The 16,083-nt window shown below is 74.2% G+C and carries 12 protein-coding genes; 5 read left to right on the forward strand and 7 right to left on the reverse strand.

Features of this window, described 5'->3' with window-relative positions; translation table 11 throughout:
* From H1A17_RS14780 to H1A17_RS14790, 3 genes are all read left to right on the forward strand, one after another.
* Nucleotides 1-1,003: lytic transglycosylase domain-containing protein (locus H1A17_RS14780; RefSeq protein ID WP_194822112.1), on the forward strand; the 1,003-nt coding region annotated here is incomplete at its 5' end.
* Between the two features lie 72 nt (nucleotides 1,004-1,075).
* A complete protein-coding gene (locus tag H1A17_RS14785; RefSeq protein WP_145923061.1) occupies nucleotides 1,076-2,092 on the forward strand; it encodes an N-acetyltransferase in 1,017 nt (338 codons plus the stop codon).
* A 141-nt stretch (nucleotides 2,093-2,233) separates the two neighbouring features.
* Complete coding sequence (locus tag H1A17_RS14790; RefSeq protein WP_194822113.1) at nucleotides 2,234-5,506, forward strand: lamin tail domain-containing protein; 3,273 nt, start codon at nucleotides 2,234-2,236, stop codon at nucleotides 5,504-5,506.
* A gap of 56 nt (nucleotides 5,507-5,562) precedes the next feature.
* Here H1A17_RS14790 and H1A17_RS14795 read toward each other — a convergent pair whose 3' ends face one another.
* The 7 genes from H1A17_RS14795 to H1A17_RS14825 form a co-directional block, all read right to left on the reverse strand.
* The gene (locus H1A17_RS14795; RefSeq protein WP_194822114.1) at nucleotides 5,563-6,240 is read right to left on the reverse strand and encodes a helix-turn-helix transcriptional regulator; all 678 of its coding nucleotides are present in this window, start codon (nucleotides 6,238-6,240) and stop codon (nucleotides 5,563-5,565) included.
* 653 nt (nucleotides 6,241-6,893) lie between these two features.
* Nucleotides 6,894-7,877, reverse strand: coding sequence for a porphobilinogen synthase (gene hemB, locus H1A17_RS14800; protein ID WP_194822115.1), 984 nt, complete (start codon nucleotides 7,875-7,877; stop codon nucleotides 6,894-6,896).
* A 19-nt stretch (nucleotides 7,878-7,896) separates the two neighbouring features.
* Entirely contained in the window at nucleotides 7,897-9,477 is a 1,581-nt protein-coding gene (locus H1A17_RS14805; protein ID WP_145921829.1) for a uroporphyrinogen-III synthase, read from the reverse strand.
* Nucleotides 9,474-10,442: a hydroxymethylbilane synthase gene (hemC, locus tag H1A17_RS14810; protein ID WP_145921830.1), complete on the reverse strand. Its 969-nt coding sequence runs from the start codon at nucleotides 10,440-10,442 to the stop codon at nucleotides 9,474-9,476. The genes H1A17_RS14805 and hemC overlap by 4 nt, the downstream gene beginning before the upstream one ends.
* Entirely contained in the window at nucleotides 10,439-11,830 is a 1,392-nt protein-coding gene (locus tag H1A17_RS14815; RefSeq protein ID WP_194822116.1) for a glutamyl-tRNA reductase, read from the reverse strand. The genes hemC and H1A17_RS14815 overlap by 4 nt, the downstream gene beginning before the upstream one ends.
* A complete protein-coding gene (locus H1A17_RS14820; RefSeq protein WP_145921832.1) occupies nucleotides 11,827-12,597 on the reverse strand; it encodes a redox-sensing transcriptional repressor Rex in 771 nt (256 codons plus the stop codon). Before H1A17_RS14820 ends, H1A17_RS14815 begins: the two co-directional genes overlap by 4 nt.
* A gap of 293 nt (nucleotides 12,598-12,890) precedes the next feature.
* The gene (locus H1A17_RS14825; protein WP_145921833.1) at nucleotides 12,891-13,145 is read right to left on the reverse strand and encodes a glutaredoxin family protein; all 255 of its coding nucleotides are present in this window, start codon (nucleotides 13,143-13,145) and stop codon (nucleotides 12,891-12,893) included.
* A gap of 820 nt (nucleotides 13,146-13,965) precedes the next feature.
* Between H1A17_RS14825 and H1A17_RS14830 the strand changes: the two genes are divergently transcribed.
* A complete protein-coding gene (locus tag H1A17_RS14830) occupies nucleotides 13,966-14,886 on the forward strand; it encodes an ECF subfamily RNA polymerase sigma factor, BldN family (protein WP_375372814.1) in 921 nt (306 codons plus the stop codon).
* Between the two features lie 229 nt (nucleotides 14,887-15,115).
* Complete coding sequence (locus H1A17_RS14835) at nucleotides 15,116-15,979, forward strand: DUF5667 domain-containing protein (RefSeq protein WP_145921834.1); 864 nt, start codon at nucleotides 15,116-15,118, stop codon at nucleotides 15,977-15,979.
* The last annotated feature ends 104 nt before the right edge of the window (nucleotides 15,980-16,083 follow it).

The following is a 16,083-nucleotide window of genomic DNA, read 5'->3' on the forward strand; positions in this document are numbered from 1 at the left end:
CTCCGACGGGACCGGGAACACCGGCACGGGTGACACGGCCGGGTCCGGGGCGAAGATCGGTCGGCGGCGGCGGGTGCCGTTCGCGCACGCCGTCCGGCTGCCGCCGCCCCGGCAGGCGGTGGGGGCCGCGACCCGGGCCACCCGGGCCTGGTCGCGCCGCCCCAGCGGCCGGTTGACCCTTCCCGGCCTGTTCCTGTTCGCGCTGGTCGCGGCGACCGCCGCGGTGGGTGCGGTGGTGGTGCCGAGCGCGGTCCGGGCACCCCGACCGGTGGCCGTGGACGACAGCGCCTCCGCCGGTCCCGAGGTCCCGTCGGCCGGGCCGACCACCGGGGTGCCGGTGTTCCCGGGCGCCACCCCCACCCTGCCGCTGGGCAGCTTCCCGTCGGCCGGGGCCGTGCCGAGCGGGCCGGTCGTACCGCCCGCCGCCGGCCGGCCCGCCGACGCGCTGGGCGACTGGGCCCGGGTCACCGGCAGCAAGGTGGGCGTCTCCCCGACCGCCATGCAGGCGTACGGCTACGCCGAGCTGGTGCTCGCCCAGACGAACCGGAGCTGCCAGCTGAGCTGGACCACGCTCGCCGCGATCGGCTACGTGGAGTCCCGGCACGGGCAGGCCAACGGCGCGACCCTCGGGGCGGACGGCCGGGCCGTACCGGAGATCATCGGTGATCCGCTCGACGGCAAGGGCGGGCGGTCCCTGATCCGGGACACCGACGGCGGGCTGTTCGACCGGGACACCGTCTACGACCGGGCGATCGGGCCGATGCAGTTCATCCCGACCACCTGGGAGCAGGTCGGCGCGGACGCCGACAACGACGGTCGCAAGGACCCGCACGACCTGGACGACGCGGCCCTCGCCGCCGGGAACTACCTGTGCCAGGGCGGCCGGAACATGACCATCCCCGGCGACTGGTGGGGCGCCATCCTCTCCTACAACGACGTGCGCCGCTACGCGCAGGACGTCTTCGACAAGGCCCAGGAGTACGGGCGCGCAAGCCGTACGTGAGGTGATCGTTCGCATACATTGGCGGACCGGACACTTCCCCCGAAGAGCCGTTGACGGCAAGCTAGACGCGTGATGGTGCGCGAATGGGACCCCCGAACCGCGTCGTCCGCCGAGATCGGCTCCGTGCTGGACACGCTGAACGCGGTTCTCGCGGCCGACCTCCCGCAGGACCCGCCGTGGCGGGAGGATTCGCTGCGGGAGTACCTCTCCGAGGTGATGCCCGGCGAACGACGCATCTCCTGGGTGGCCCACGCCGACCCGCCGGCCGACGGGGGTCCCGCCCCGATCCTCGGGCACGTGCACGTGCTGCTGCTCGGTGACATCGGCGTACTGGAGGTGCTGGTGCACCCGGCGGTACGCCGCAGCGGGCTGGGCCGTGAGCTGGTGCTGACCGCCGCCCGCCGGGTCTACCAGGAGGGCTTCCGGTCGATCGGCGTCGAGGTGGTCGGCGACACCCCGGCGATCGGTTTCTACTCGTCGCTGGGCTTCACCCGGGAGTACGTCGAGACCCGCAGCGTGCTCGACCTCGGCACGGTCGACTGGACGGCGCTGACCGAGATGGCCGTCGCCGTCGACCCGGGCTACCACCTGGAGTTCTACCCGGGCGGGCCGTCCGACGACCTGATCGAGGCGTACGCGCGGGCGAAGGCCGAGGTCCGCGACGTCGAGGACGGCGAACTGCGCCCCAGTTCGTACGATCCGCAGCGGCTGCGGGACAGCCTCGACACGCTGCACCGGCGGGGCATGAAGCCGTACATCGTGCTCGCCCTGCACGAGCGCACCGGCGCGGTGGCCGGCCTGACCGAGGTGGTGGTGCCGGTCCAGCACCCCACCCGCGCCGACCAGTACGACACCATCGTGGTGCGTGACCACCAGGGCTACGGCATCGACCGGGCGATCAAGGCGCGGATGCTGCTGGAGCTGCGGTCCGCCGAGCCGGAGCTGACCGAGGTGCAGACCTGGAACGCGCAGGCCAACGAGACGATGCTCAAGGTCAACGCCGAGCTGGGCTACCAGCCCGACCGGGACTGGTGCGAGTACAGCGTGGACGTCGCCGAACTGGTGCACCGCCTCGACGCCCACCGCTGAGCAGGGCCTTGCGGCGGCACCCGCTCGGGGGCGTTGGGCAGCACTGTCGCGAATTCACCACATCGCCGCCCGGGGGATGGACGGCGGACAGCGGCGCACCTTAACGTGCGTTGGTTCCCGTCCACCCATCGTGGAGGCCCCATGCGCCTGCGCCGCAGATTCGCCGCGCTCGCCACCGTCGCCGTCGTCGCCGTACCGGTGCTCGGCGTCGCTCCCACCGCGGCCACCGCCGCGCCCACCGACCTGTTCATCTCCGAGTACGTCGAAGGCTCGTCCAACAACAAGGCGATCGAGCTGTTCAACGGCACCGGCGCACCGGTCGACCTGACCGCCGGCGGCTACCAGCTCCAGCTCTATTTCAACGGGTCCACCACGGCCACCACGATCGCCCTCACCGGCACCGTCGCCACCGGGGACGTCTTCGTCTTCGCCGCCGCGTCGGCCGGCCCGGCGATCCTCGCCCAGGCCGACCAGACCACCGGCGCCAGCCTGTTCAACGGCGACGACGCGATCGTGCTGCGTCGGGGTGCCGTCGTGCTCGACGCGATCGGGCAGGTCGGCGTCGACCCGGGCACCGAGTGGGGCAGCGGGCTGACCAGCACCGCGGACAACACGCTGCGCCGGCTGCCGTCCGTGTCCAGCGGGGACACCGACCCGTCCGACGCGTTCGACCCGGCCACCCAGTGGGCCGGCTACCCCACCGACACCTTCGACGGGCTGGGCGCGCACACCCTCGACGGCGGCGGCCCGGTCGACCAGCCGGCCGTACTGACCTGCGGCGGCACGTTGACCGTCGAGGCCGGCGGGACCGGCACCCGGCAGGTCACCGGCACCGACCCGGACGACACGATCGTCGACCTGGCGGTCACCTCGGTCAGCCCGGTCCCGGCGGGCGGCACGATCAGCCGTACCGCGTTCACCCCGGCGACCGCGCCGGGTGGCACGGCGACCGCGACGGTCACCGCCACCGGCCTGCCCGCCGGCACCTACACGGTCACCGTGACCGCGACGGACGCCGACGGCGGCACCGCCACCTGCCCGCTCACCGTGCAGGCCAACGGGGTGCTGTCGGTGGGCCAGGTGCAGGGCCCGACCCGGGACGACGAGAACCCGCGCACCGACCGGTCGCCGCTCGCCCCGCCCTCCGGCACCGGCACCAGCCCGCTGCTGTACGACGTCCGGGGCGTGATCACCCAGAAGTCGCTGACCCGCACCTCAGCCGGTGCCGACCAGTACGGCTTCTACCTGCAGAGCCGCACCGGCACCGAGGACGGCGACCCGCTCAGCTCGGACGGCATCTTCGTCTTCATGGGCGCGTTCACCACGCTGATCGGCGGCTACGCGCCGACCGTCGGCGACGAGGTGGTGCTGCGCGGCCGGGTGTCGGAGTATTTCGACCAGACCCAGCTCTCCGGTGCCTCGCTGGTCCGCCGGCTCGACACCGGGCTCGACGTGAACACCGCCGTGACCGTGGACGACGCGGTCCCGCCTGCCGACGCGACGGCGGCCGACCGGTTCTGGGAGCGGCACGAGGGGGCCCGGCTGCGGGTCCGCAGCGGCTCCGGCGTCACCGGCCCCCGGGACGTCTTCGGCTCCACCGCCGACTCCGAGGTGTGGGTGGTGGACCGGGCGGACCCGCTGCTGAAGCGCGCCGACCCGTACGCCCGCCGGGTGTTCCGGGACACCCACCCGCTGGACGACGTGCCGGGGCAGCTGTTCGACAACGGCAACGGGCAGCGCATTCTGCTCGGCGGCGGCGGCGTGAAGGCCACCGCCGGTGACTCGACGGCGCTGCTCCCGCCGGCGCGCACCTTCGACACCCTCACCGCCGACGCGTTCGGCGCGGTGTCGTACGGCTTCAGCAAGTTCAGCGTGCAGCCGGAGTCGCTGGCCCTGACCGCCGGGGCGGACCCGGCGGCGAACAACCCGCCGCGCCCGGCGGACCGGGCCCGGGAGGTCGCCGTGGCGACCTACAACGTGGAGAACCTGTACGACTTCCGCGACGACCCGTTCGACGGCTGCGACTTCACCGGCAACGCGGGCTGCCCGGGGGTGTCCCCGCCGTTCGACTACGTGCCGGCGGGCGAGGCCGACTACCGGGAGCACCTGACCGAGCTGGCCGCCCAGATCCGCACCGACCTGCACGCGCCGGATCTGATCCTGGTGCAGGAGGCCGAGGACCAGGACATCTGCTCGGTCTCCGGCGGCAGCCTGGTCTGCGGCACCACCGACAACGCCGACGGTGCCCCGGACACCCTCCAGGACCTGGCGCTGGCGATCCGGGCCGCCGGTGGTCCCGCCTACGCGGCGACGTACGACCGGACCGGCGCGGACGCCCGGGGGATCACCTCGGCGTTCCTCTACCGCACCGACCGGTTGTCGCTGGCTCCGGCGACCGCCACCGATCCGCTGCTCGGTTCCGCGCCCACCGTGCAGTACCGGTCGGCGGGGCTGGCGTCCAACGCGGACGTGCAGAACCCGAAGGCGCTCAACGCGGTGCTGCCTGCCGACACCGACACCTCGACCGGCAAGGACGGCAACAACGTCTTCACCCGGGCCCCGCAGCTCGGCAAGTTCGTGGTGAAGGCGACGCCCGGCGGGTCGGAGTCCTACCTGCTGTACGCGCTGAGCAACCACTACTCGTCGGGGCCGGACACCCGGGTCGGGCAGCGCACCGAGCAGGCCGCGTACGGTGCCGCGATCGTCACCGCGATCGAGGCGGCCGACCCGGACGCCCGGGTGGTGTACGGCGGGGACCTGAACGTCTTCCCCCGCCCGGACGACCCGATCGCGACCGGGGCGAACCCGACCCCGTCGGACCAGCTCGGCCCGCTCTACCGGGCCGGCCTGCGTAACCTCTGGGACGACCTGGTGGCCGACGTGCCGTCGGCGGCGTACTCGTACAGCTTCCAGGGGTCGGCGCAGACGCTGGACAACCTGTTCGTCAACGACACGCTGCACGCCGACCTGGTGCAGATCCGGGCGGCGCACGTCAACGCGGACTGGCCGGCGGAGTTCACCGGCGACGGCACCCGGGGGGCCAGCGACCACGACCCGCAGGTGGCCCGGTTCCGCAGCCAGCCGTCGCTGCGGGTGGCCGACGCCAGCGTGGTGGAGGGCGACCGGGGCACCAGCACGATGACGTTCCAGGTCACCGTGTCCCGTCCGCTGTCCCAGCCGACCACGCTCTGCGCCGCCACGGTGGGGCTGACCGCGACGGTCGTGCTGGACTTCGAGCCGTACGTCGGCTGCCGGACCCTGCCCGCCGGGCAGACCTCGCTGGCGTTCCCGGTGACCGTCCGTGGTGACCGCAAGCGGGAGGCGGACGAGAAGATCGCGTTCGCGGTGGCCGGTCCGCTGAACCTGCGGTTCGCCGACCTGCTGGCGACCGGCACCATCACCGACGACGACTGAGCGTCGCGCACCTCCGACGGCCCGTCGGTCCGGCTTCCCGCCGGATCGGCGGGCCGTCACCGTTGCGGGCGCACCACCCGGGGCGGCGGTGGCACGTTGCGGTACTTCGCCACCCGCACCTCCCACTGGCTGCGGCGGCGCATCGCGTCCCGGACGGCCCGGTTGCGGTGGAACGTCTCCGGCGGTCGGGCCAGCCCGTAGACGTCCGCCCACCACTCACCCGGTTCCGGGTCGAGAATCGTGTCCAGGTGCGACGGGTAGCGGCGGTCCGCACCGTCCCGGGCGTCGTCGCGGTCCCGCATCGGGGTGAGCACCCGGCCGAACTCGTCGACCACGGCCAGCCGGAAGCCGGCCGCCGCGATGATCCGACGCAGCAGCGCGATGCTCGGGGTGAGCGCGCCCGCCTCGATCCGCCCCACCGTGCCGTGGTGCACCCCCGCCCAGTGCGCCAGTTCCCGCTGACTCGCGTCGGCGCGCCGCCGGACCGCCCGCACGATGCCGGCCGCCGGCCAGGGCAGGTCGTACGGCTTGCTGAGGAACGTCGGCGGCTCATCCTCTGACCGCCGCTCTGTGCCACCCGGGGCGGGGTCGGAGATCGAAGCCGGACCGGCGCCCGGCGTGGGCTCGGGCGTGGAGGCCGGACCGGTGCCCTGGGCGGGATGGGGCGCGGAAGCCAGACCGGTGCCCTGGTCGGGGTGGGCAGCAGACTCGGGCGGCAGCGCAAGGTCGGTCATGCCGCCACCGTCGCGCCCGTCCGGCCACCGTCGCAACCCCCGTCCTCACCACCTGTGGACAACGCCGCCGCCTGTGGAAAACTCCGCCCTTACGGCAGCCCTTCTCAGTCACACTGAGTTATTCCACCGCTCCAGACATGTGGATTACGGAGAGTAATCCAAGCCGTGGCCGTGCCACCACCACCAAGATCCACCAAATCCGCCTGAACTGCAAAAACTCCCATCCCGCCGCCACCTCACCCCACCCCCATACCGAGGCTTTGCTCTGCTGCCCCATCCGCGACGGACACCCACAGCAAGCGTCGCGTAGAAGGCAGCAGAGCAAAGCGTGCGAATGAGGATAAGGGTGGGAGGCAGGAAAGTGCGGAGAGTAATCGCCTGGAGTGGTCCAGCGGGCGGGTGGCGCACGCCGATGAGTGCCAACCCAACCGGCGGCGACCGGTCACCACTGGCGAGGGCCGGCGCGAGGCGGCGGGGACGCGGGGGCGGGACACAGCGGGGACAGCAGGGGGGCGGGGCAGGGGGCAGGCCAGGGGGCAGGGGCAGGCGGCGCGGGGCACCAGGGTGGGGTGCGAGGGGTGGTCAAAGCGGGCGGGTGACGCGGACGAGGGCGGGCGACAGCGCGGCTCAGGACACGGAGGCCAGCCCCGGGCTCAGTAGCGCTGGCGCAGCAGAGCGGCGGCCTCGACCGCCCAGTAGGTGAGGATGACCTGTGCGCCGGCCCGGCGGATCGAGGTGAGCGTCTCCAGCATCACCCGCTCGCGGTCGATCCAGCCGTTCGCGGCAGCCGCCTCGACAGTCGCGTACTCGCCGGAGACCTGGTAGGCGGCGACCGGGACGTCCACGGCGGCCCGGACCGCCGCCACGACGTCGAGGTAGGGCAGGGCCGGCTTCACCATCACCAGGTCGGCGCCCTCGGCCACGTCCAGCTCGACCTCACGCAGCGACTCCCGCAGGTTCGCCGGGTCCTGCTGGTAGGTGCGCCGGTCGCCGTCGAGCGCCGATTCGACGGCGTCGCGGAACGGGCCGTAGAAGGCGGAGGCGTACTTCGCCGCGTACGCCAGCACCGCCACGTCGGCGTGCCCGGCGGCGTCGAGGGCCCGGCGGACGACGCCCACCTGGCCGTCCATCATCCCGGACGGGCCGACCATGCCGACCCCGGCGTCCGCCTGGGCCACCGCCATCTCGGCGTACGCGGCGAGGGTCGCGTCGTTGTCCACCCCGCCGTCGGGGGTGAGCAGCCCGCAGTGCCCGTGCGAGGTGAACTCGTCGAGACACAGGTCACTCATGACCACGGTGGCGTCGCCGACCTCGGCCACCACGTCGCGGATGGCGACGTTGAGGATGCCGGCCGGGTCGATGCCGCCGGAGCCGGTCGGGTCCCGCCGCTCGGGCACCCCGAACAGCATGATCCCGCCGACCCCGGCCTGGACCGCCTCCACGGCCGCCTTGCGCAGCGAGTCCCGGGAGTGCTGGAGCACCCCCGGGAGCGACGCGATGGCCCGTGGCTCGGTCAGCCCCTCCTTGACGAACATCGGCACGACCAGCTCGGCCGGGTCGACGCGGGTCTCGGAGACCAGCCGCCGCACGGCCGCGTTGCGACGCAGCCGGCGGGGCCGGATCTCGGGGTACGGCATGAGGGGCCTCCCAGTACGGCTAGCGGAACCTGAGCGCGGTCGGCCCCTGCACCTTCGAACCCCGACGCTGCTTCGCCGGCATGGCGGCGAGCTTCTCCCGCAGTTCGACGGCGTAGGCGGCGAGCGCCTCGACCAGGTCGGGCACCGAGGCGTGCGGCGGCTGCACGTCGACCCGCAGGCCGAACTCCGTCGCGGTCTCCGCCGTCTTGGGCCCGATGACGGCAACCACGGTACGCGCGTGCGGCTTCCCGGCGATACCGACGAGGTTACGCACCGTCGAGGAGGACGTGAAGAGCACCGCGTCGAACCCGCCCGACTTGATCGCGTCGCGGATCTCGGCGGGCGGCGGGGCGGCCCGGACCGTCCGGTACGCGGTCACGTCGTCGACCTCCCAGCCGCGCTCGGTGAGCCCGGCGGCGAGCGTCTCGGTGGCGATGTCGGCGCGGGGCAGCAGCACCCGGCCGACCGGGTCGAGGATCTCGTCGTGCGGGGAGAACTCGGCCAGCAGCCCCTCGGAGGACTGCTCCCCGGCGGGCACCAGCTCCGGCTGGATGCCGAAGGCGCGCACCGCGTCGGCGGTGGCCTCACCGATACAGGCGATCTTGACGCCGCCGAAGTGCCGGGCGTCCAGGCCGTGCTCGGCGAACTTCTCCCAGACCGCCCGGACCGCGTTGACCGAGGTGAAGATCACCCAGGCGTACCGGCCGTCGACCAGCCCCTTGACCGCCCGCTCCATCTGGGCCGGGGTACGCGGCGGCTCGACCGCGATGGTCGGCACCTCGCACGGGATCGCCCCGTACGCGCGCAGCCGGGCGCTCATCGCGCCGGCCTGCTCCTTGGTCCGGGGGACGAGCACCTTCCAGCCGTACAGCGGGCGGTTCTCCCACCAGCTCAGCCTGTCCCGCTGGCCGACGCCCTCGCCGACGGTGAGCACCACCCGGCCGGTGAAGCCGAGCGCCGCCGCGACGAACGAGTCCACGCTCGACGTGGTGGTGTACTGCGTCTCGCCGGTGCCGTCGCCGGTCACCCCGACCCCGGTCGCGCCGTCCACCCCGGCGGCCAGCAGGCCGTCCCGCACGGCGGCCAGGTCACCGGCGTCGACCGCCAGGGCCAGCGACCCCCGGGCGACGGCGGCGGCGAGCGCGTCGAAGTCCAGCGTGCCGACGTCCTCGACGTCGGCGGCGGTGCGTACCCCGGGCAGCGGCACCCCGGCGTAGGTGGCGACGCCCTCGGCCTGGCCGACGCCCGGCACCACCTCGAAGTGCGCGGCGGTACGCGCGACCGCCTGCACCTCCTTGACCACCGAGTCGTGGCCGAACGGGTCACCGGCGACCAGGTGCACCGCGTTGAGCCCGGAGCGGGCCGCGCTGATGAGCATCTTCGCCACGTCGCCCGGCACGCCCTCGGCGGGGCTGAACTGGGCGTCGGACCGGGCCTGGGCCCGGACCACGTCGAGCAGCGTCTCGGGGACTCCCCGGTCGTACACCACCTGGTCGGCGTCGACCAGGGCGTCGTGGGCCCGGCGGGTCAGCAGGCCCGGGTCACCGGGTCCGGCACCGACGAACGCGATGCGGCCGACGGGCTTACGGGTGCGGGTCATTCTGTGCTCCCAAATTGCTGGGTCCCCGGGCCGGTGCTTCCTTCGTGGCCGAGGATCGAGTCGGCGCCGAGTTCGAGGAGTTCGGCGGCGAGTGCCTTGCCGATCTCCGCCGCGTCGGCGGGCGTTCCGGTGCGGGACAGCCGGAGGTCTCGGGAACCGTCCGGGCTGATCACCGCCCCGCGCAGGTAGATCTCATCACCGGCGTCGCCTTCGGCGAGTTCGGCGTAGGCGGCGACCGGGGCGGAGCACCCGGCCTCCAGGGTGGCCAGCAACGCCCGTTCCGCGACGACCGCGGCCCGCGACGGTGCGTGGTCGAGCACGGCGAGCAGCTCGACCAGGTCGGAGTCGTCGGCCCGGCACTCCACGGCCAGCGCACCCTGGGCGGGCGCGGGCAGCATCAGCATCGGGTCGAGCGTTTCGGTGATCACGTCGGTGCGGCCGAGCCGGGCCAGCCCGGCCCGCGCCACGACGACGGCGTCGAGGTCGGCGTCCGGGCCGAGCACCCGGGCGAGCCGGCTGTCGACGTTGCCCCGGATCGGGGTGACCTCCAGGTGCAGGCCGAGGGCGTGCAACTGGGCGATGCGGCGCAGCGCGCCGGTGCCCACCACGGCCCCCGGCGGCAGCTCGGCGAGGGTACGGCCACCGGTGGCGACCAGCGCGTCGCGCGGGTCCTGCCGGGGTGGCACGGCCGCGACGTGCAGCCCGCTCGCCCCGGCGGTGGGCAGGTCCTTGTAGGAGTGCACGGCCAGGTCGATGGTGCCGGCGGTCAACGCGTCGCGCAGCGCCGAGACGAAGACGCCGACGCCGAGGCGCTGCACCGGCGCGGACGACCGGTCCCCGGCGGTGACCACCTCGACCAGCTCGACGGCGCGGCCGGTCGCCGCGGTGATCGCCTCGGCGACGTGCCCGGACTGGGCCATCGCCAGGGCGCTGCCCCGGGTGCCGAGGCGCAGGGGGGTACTCATCGCTCACCTCCGGTGGGCGGCTGGTCGGTGTCGGTCACCGGCACGTCGGCGACCCCGAAGGAACCACGGCCGTCGACGGTCTCGACCACGTCGGGCACCGCGTCGACCCCGGCGGTCTGCGGCACCTCCAGGTCGAACAGTTCCCGCAGCAGCGCGGCGTACTGGTCGCCGCCCGGTTCGGCGGCGAGCTGGCGGACCTTGACGGTGGGCTGGTGCAGCAGCCGTTGCACCACCCGGTGCACCGTCCGGGCCACCTCGGCGCGCTGGTCGTCGCTGAAGTCGGGGCGACGCTGGGCGAGCCGGCGCAGTTCGGCGGTGACCACGTCGTCGGCGCGGCCGCGCAGGGCGGCCACGGTGGGCGCCACGTCGGCCCCGCGCAGCCAGCTCAGGAACGCCTCGACCTCGGCGGTCACGATCCGGCCGACCTCGGCGGCGTCGGCGGCGGCCGGGCCGTCGGCGAGCAGGGTGGCCATCCGGTCGATGTCGATCACCTCGACGCCGGGCAACCCGGCCACCTCGGGGTCGACGTCGCGGGGCACGGCGAGGTCGAGCAGGACCAGCGGCCCGCGGGCGGGGTCGCGGCGGTCGAGCGCCCGGGTCACCACGTCGACGGTGAGGACCGGTTCGGTGGCCGCGGTGGCGGCCACTACGATGTCCACTGTGGAGAGCGCGGGGACGAGTCCGGCGATCGGGACGGCGTTCGCCCCGTACGACTCGGCCAGCCGGACGGCCCGGTCGGCACCCCGGTTCGTGACGGTGAGCGGCCCGGCGGCCCGGCGGGACAGCGTCGCCACGCTCAGCGCACCCATCGCGCCCGCCCCGACCACCAGGGCCGGCCGGCCGGCGAGGTCGCCGTCGAGCAGTTCGGCGGTGAGGTCCAGGGCGGCGGTGACGACGCTCTGGCCGGCCCGGTCGATGCCGGTCTCGGCGTGGGCCCGCTTGCCGACCCGCAGTGCCTGCTGCATCAGCTCGTGCAGCAGCCGCCCGGCGGTGTCCGCGCCGGAGGCCCAGTGGTAGGCGTCGCGGAGCTGGCCGAGGATCTGCGCCTCGCCGACCACCATGGAGTCCAGCCCGGCGGCGACCCGGAAGACGTGGTCGACGGCGGCCGAGTCGTAGTGCACGTAGAGGTGGTTGGCGAACGCGGCGGGCGGCGCGCCGGCCTGCTCGGCGAGGACGGCGCAGACGTCGCCGAGACCGCCGTGGAAACCGGACACGGCGGCGTACACCTCCACCCGGTTGCAGGTGGAGACGAGCACCGCCTCGGCGACGTACGGCTGGGCGACCAGGCGGTCCAGGGTGCGGGTGAGGTCGGCGGGGGCGACCGCCAACCGCTCCAGCGTGGCCACGGGAGCGGTGCGGTAGGACGCGCCGACGACGAGCAGCTTCACGTGCCGATCGCCTCCTGGGTGTCGGGGGTCGCGAGCCCGCCGGGCAGGGCGGTGAGGGCGGAGCCGCCGGCGGCGGGCAGCGCGGTCAACGATGCCTTGCGGTGCTCGTGGAAGGACAGGATCTGAAGCTCGATGGCGAGATCGACCTTGCGCACGTCGACCCCGTCCGGCACCGAGAGTACGCACGGCGCGAAGTTGAGGATGCTCGTGACGCCGACGGCGACCAACTGCTCGGCCACCGCCTGGGCGGCCGGCGCGGGGGTGGCGATCACGCCGATCGAGATCGCCTCCTCGGCGGCGACCCGGGGCAGTTCGTCGACGTGCCGGACGACCAACCCGTTGATCATCTCGCCGACCCGGGACGCGTCCGCGTCGAACAGGGCCGCGATCCGGAAACCCCGGCTGGCGAAGCCGTCGTATCCGGCCAGGGCGTGACCGAGATTACCCACCCCGACCAGGGCGACCGCCCGGCGCTGGGTGAGCCCGAGCACGAACTCGATCTGGTCGATCAGCAGGGCGACGTCGTAGCCGACCCCCCGGGTGCCGTACGAGCCGAGGTGGGAGAGGTCCTTGCGGAGCTTGGCCGAGTTGACCCCGGCCGCCCCGGCCAGCCCCTCGCTGGAGACCGTCTCGTGGCCGGCGTCGGCGAGGTTGTGCAGGGCGCGGAGATACTCGGGGAGCCGCGCGACGGTCGCCTCCGGGAGGTCCGGGAGCGCCGGTACGGCACCGGCGCGGCCGGGCGCGCCAGGGTGACGGTGCTGACTCATGAGACTCCGTGCGGTGCGATCCTCGGCCGGCTCCGGTGCCCGCCCGTTGGGGGACCCCCGCCGGTGGCCGGGCGAGCCGGCCGTGCTAGCAGGGCGCGTCGAAACTACAGAGTAGGCGCTTGTGAAGACGTGCACAAATCGCGATCTTGCTGAATCGCGGCCCCCCTGCACCTGCTCCCCCATCCCACAAGATCGATCGGGCACGCCAGCGGTGCCGCCGCGCGATTATTGCGCAATCCCGACTTCTCTCACCAATCGCGCTCGCTCGATGACCCAGGGTGATCCGCGCCACCCTAGAGTTGGGGAGTGGTCAGGTCACGCAGCAACCGCTCCTCCTCCACCCGCCAGTAGCCGTGCTCCTTGCCGTCGAGCAGCACCACCGGCAGCCGGTCGCCGTACTCGCGCTCCAGCTCCACGTCGCCGGTGACGTCCTTCTCCACCCACCGGTCCCCGGTGACCGCCACCACCCGGTCCAGCGCGGCCTTGGCGTCCTCGCACAGGTGGCAACCGGGCCGGGTGATCAGGGCGAGCCGGGCGGCAGTGGACATCGGGACCTCCGGGTGAGGGCGGCCGGGCTCGGCCGCGACGGGGATGCGCGCGCTGGACGGACCGCTGCGCACCGGTGCCGGATGCCCGGCGGCGGGCCGGGCCCGTCCGCCCAGTCTCGCCCGTCCCCGGGTGCGGCACACCCGGGACGCCCGAGCCGGTCGCGCGGTGGCTGAGTCTGACACGCCGTCGGCCGCCCGGCCAGGCCCACACACCGAACGGTCACGCAGCGTCGACCGGACCACCCGAACGGGGCCGGCGCGACCGCCCGCAGGGGCGCGCCGGGCGGACCTGCGGACACCGGTCGCCGGGGCGGCCACGCGGGGTGCCGACGACCACCCAGAACCCCCCTGGGCTGCAATTTCCATCAGGGAACAAGTCGCGACGTGAAAGTCAACCGACCACGACGGACAACCGGTCCGCCAGGGGTCGGCGGGCCGGGCAAATACTTTGGCCCTGTGTAACGGACTTGGCACACGCGGGTGACGTTGGCCCTATCATCACTCGGGTCGGCTCACCCCATTTGCCGTGAGTCGACACCCCTCAGCCCGAGGAGGCCCCCGTGCCTGTGCGCGCATTGGACCAGCACCTCAAGGGGATCTGCCGCGCGTCGGCACCCCCCCACACGGCCCTGCCCGTCCGGGGTAGACCCGGCACGGCGGCCGCCCGCCGCCGTCCGGTCACCGTCGTGACCCGCTGCGGGGAGGCCCGGTGACCGCCTTCGGCTACCCGGATCGTTCCACCGGACTGACCGGGCCGACGCCCCGGGCGACGGTCAACGAACGGCTCGACCCGGCCCGCCCGGAGGCGACGCCCCGCCGGGTGCACCAGCGTCCGCACCCCAACGAGGCGGCGCCCCGGCCCGCCGCCCCCGGCGGCAACGCCACGCCGGCCGGCCGGGTGACCTCCCACTCCCGGCCCCCCATGCCGACGCAGACCCGACGGGTCGGTGAGCCACCCGCCGTCACCGACCCGGCCGGCGGGGAAACCGCCGTGATCCCGGTGGTGCCGGCCGACGACACCGCCGTCATCCCGGCCGTACCCGCCGACGACACCGCCCTGATCCCGGCCGTACCGGGCGGGCCGCCGACGGCTCCGGCCGCCGAACCGCCCGGCACCGCGGCGACGCCCGCCGGCACCCCCCCCACCGGCTTCCCGAGCCGGCCCGACCCGTCCGACCCGGCCACCGAGGTCTGGACGCTGGTGGAGCGGGCCCAGGCCGGCGAGGCCGAGGCGTTCGGCCTGATCTACGACCGGTACGTCGACACCGTCTTCCGGTTCGTCTACTTCCGGGTCGGCAACCGGCAACTGGCCGAGGACCTCACCTCGGACACCTTCCTGCGCGCCCTCAAGCGGATCGGCAGCTTCACCTGGCAGGGCCGCGACCTCGGCGCCTGGCTGGTCACCATCGCCCGCAACCTGGTCGCCGACCACTTCAAGTCCGGCCGCTACCGGCTGGAGGTGACCACCGGCGACGTGCTCGACGCCGACCGGGAGGACCGGGGGCCGGAGGGCAGCCCCGAGGCGGCGGTGGTCGAACACATCACCAACGTCGCGCTGCTCACCGCCGTCACCCGGCTCAACCCGGAGCAGCAGGAGTGCATCGTGCTCCGCTTCCTCCAGGGCCTCTCGGTGGCCGAGACCGCCCGCGCGATGGGCAAGAACGAGGGAGCGATCAAGGCGTTGCAGTACCGCGCGGTCCGCGCGCTGGCCCGTCTGCTTCCGGACGGTTTCCAGCCCTGACCCGCCGCGACGATCACTCTTCGTGATTTCGCTCCCGACCGCCCCGTAACCGGGGCCCGGCACGGAGCGTTTCTCCGGGTGCGGCCGGTGGTTGTCCGGCGCCCCCGGACCCGTCCCGGTCCGGAGCAGCGCCGCCGACCACGACCCTGGTACGACGGTGCACGCCGCCGCCGGTCGCGTGGAACCACCGCGGCCGACCGGCCGTGACCAGCGAGAGGGGGTGCCTGCGGTGGACAGCGACCTTTTCTCCCGTCGTCGGGCCGTACGCTTCGCCCAGCTTCTCGACGAGGCCAACGGCGGCCGACGCCACCACGTCCGGTCCCGCGCCGACGACCAGCTCACCAGGCTCGTGGCGGTCGGGCAGCGAATCGTCGCCGAACGACCCGACATCCAGGTGGACGTCGAGTTCCGCGCCGGCCTGCGGGCCATGCTGGTGGCCGCCGCCGAACGTGGGCACGCCGCCGAGCCGGTGACCGACGGCACGTCGCAGGCCACCGGCCGGGGCTCCCTGCTGGGCGGGGCGACCGCCCGACGGGCCCGGGCCCGGGGCGCCATCCTGGTCGGCATCGCGGCCGGGGCGGTCGCCGTCTCCGGCATCTCGGCCGCCAGCGAGAACGCGGTGCCGGGTGACGCCCTGTACGGCATGAAGCGCTCCACCGAACGCGCCCAGCTCGCCCTGGCCAGCTCGGACGTCAGCCGGGGGCAGCTCTTCCTCGACTTCGCCCGGACCCGGCTCGACGAGGCGGCCACGCTCCGCGACGACGCGACCGGCTTCGGCGCGGTCCTCGACGACATGGACGCCGACACCCGCCAGGGCGTACGACTGCTCACCGGCGGTGCGGTGCAGCACGGCGATCCGACGGCGCTGGACGCGGTGAACACCTTCGTCAGCGGGCAGCGCCGGGCGGTCGGCGGCCTGCTCGACGGGGCCGGCTCCGCCGAGCGGGACCGCACCCGGCAGTCCCTCGCCCTGCTCGACGCCATCCGCCGGCGCTCCGACGCGCTGCGCACCGCGCTCGCCTGCGCACTGCCCACCCCGGTCGGCAGCGACGCCCTCGGCCCGGTGCCCGGCACCTGCCCGACCGACCGCTGACCGGCGACGGAGCCGCACGCCACAGTTCCCGCGCCGGCCGGTCGGCCACGGTCCGCACCGGACTAGGCTCGATCATGCAGGGCCCGCTCGTCGGAGGGAGGCGC

It is taken from the genome of Micromonospora sp. S-DT3-3-22 (assembly GCF_015354745.1).
Taxonomy (GTDB): Bacteria; Actinomycetota; Actinomycetes; order Mycobacteriales; family Micromonosporaceae; genus Micromonospora; species Micromonospora wenchangensis.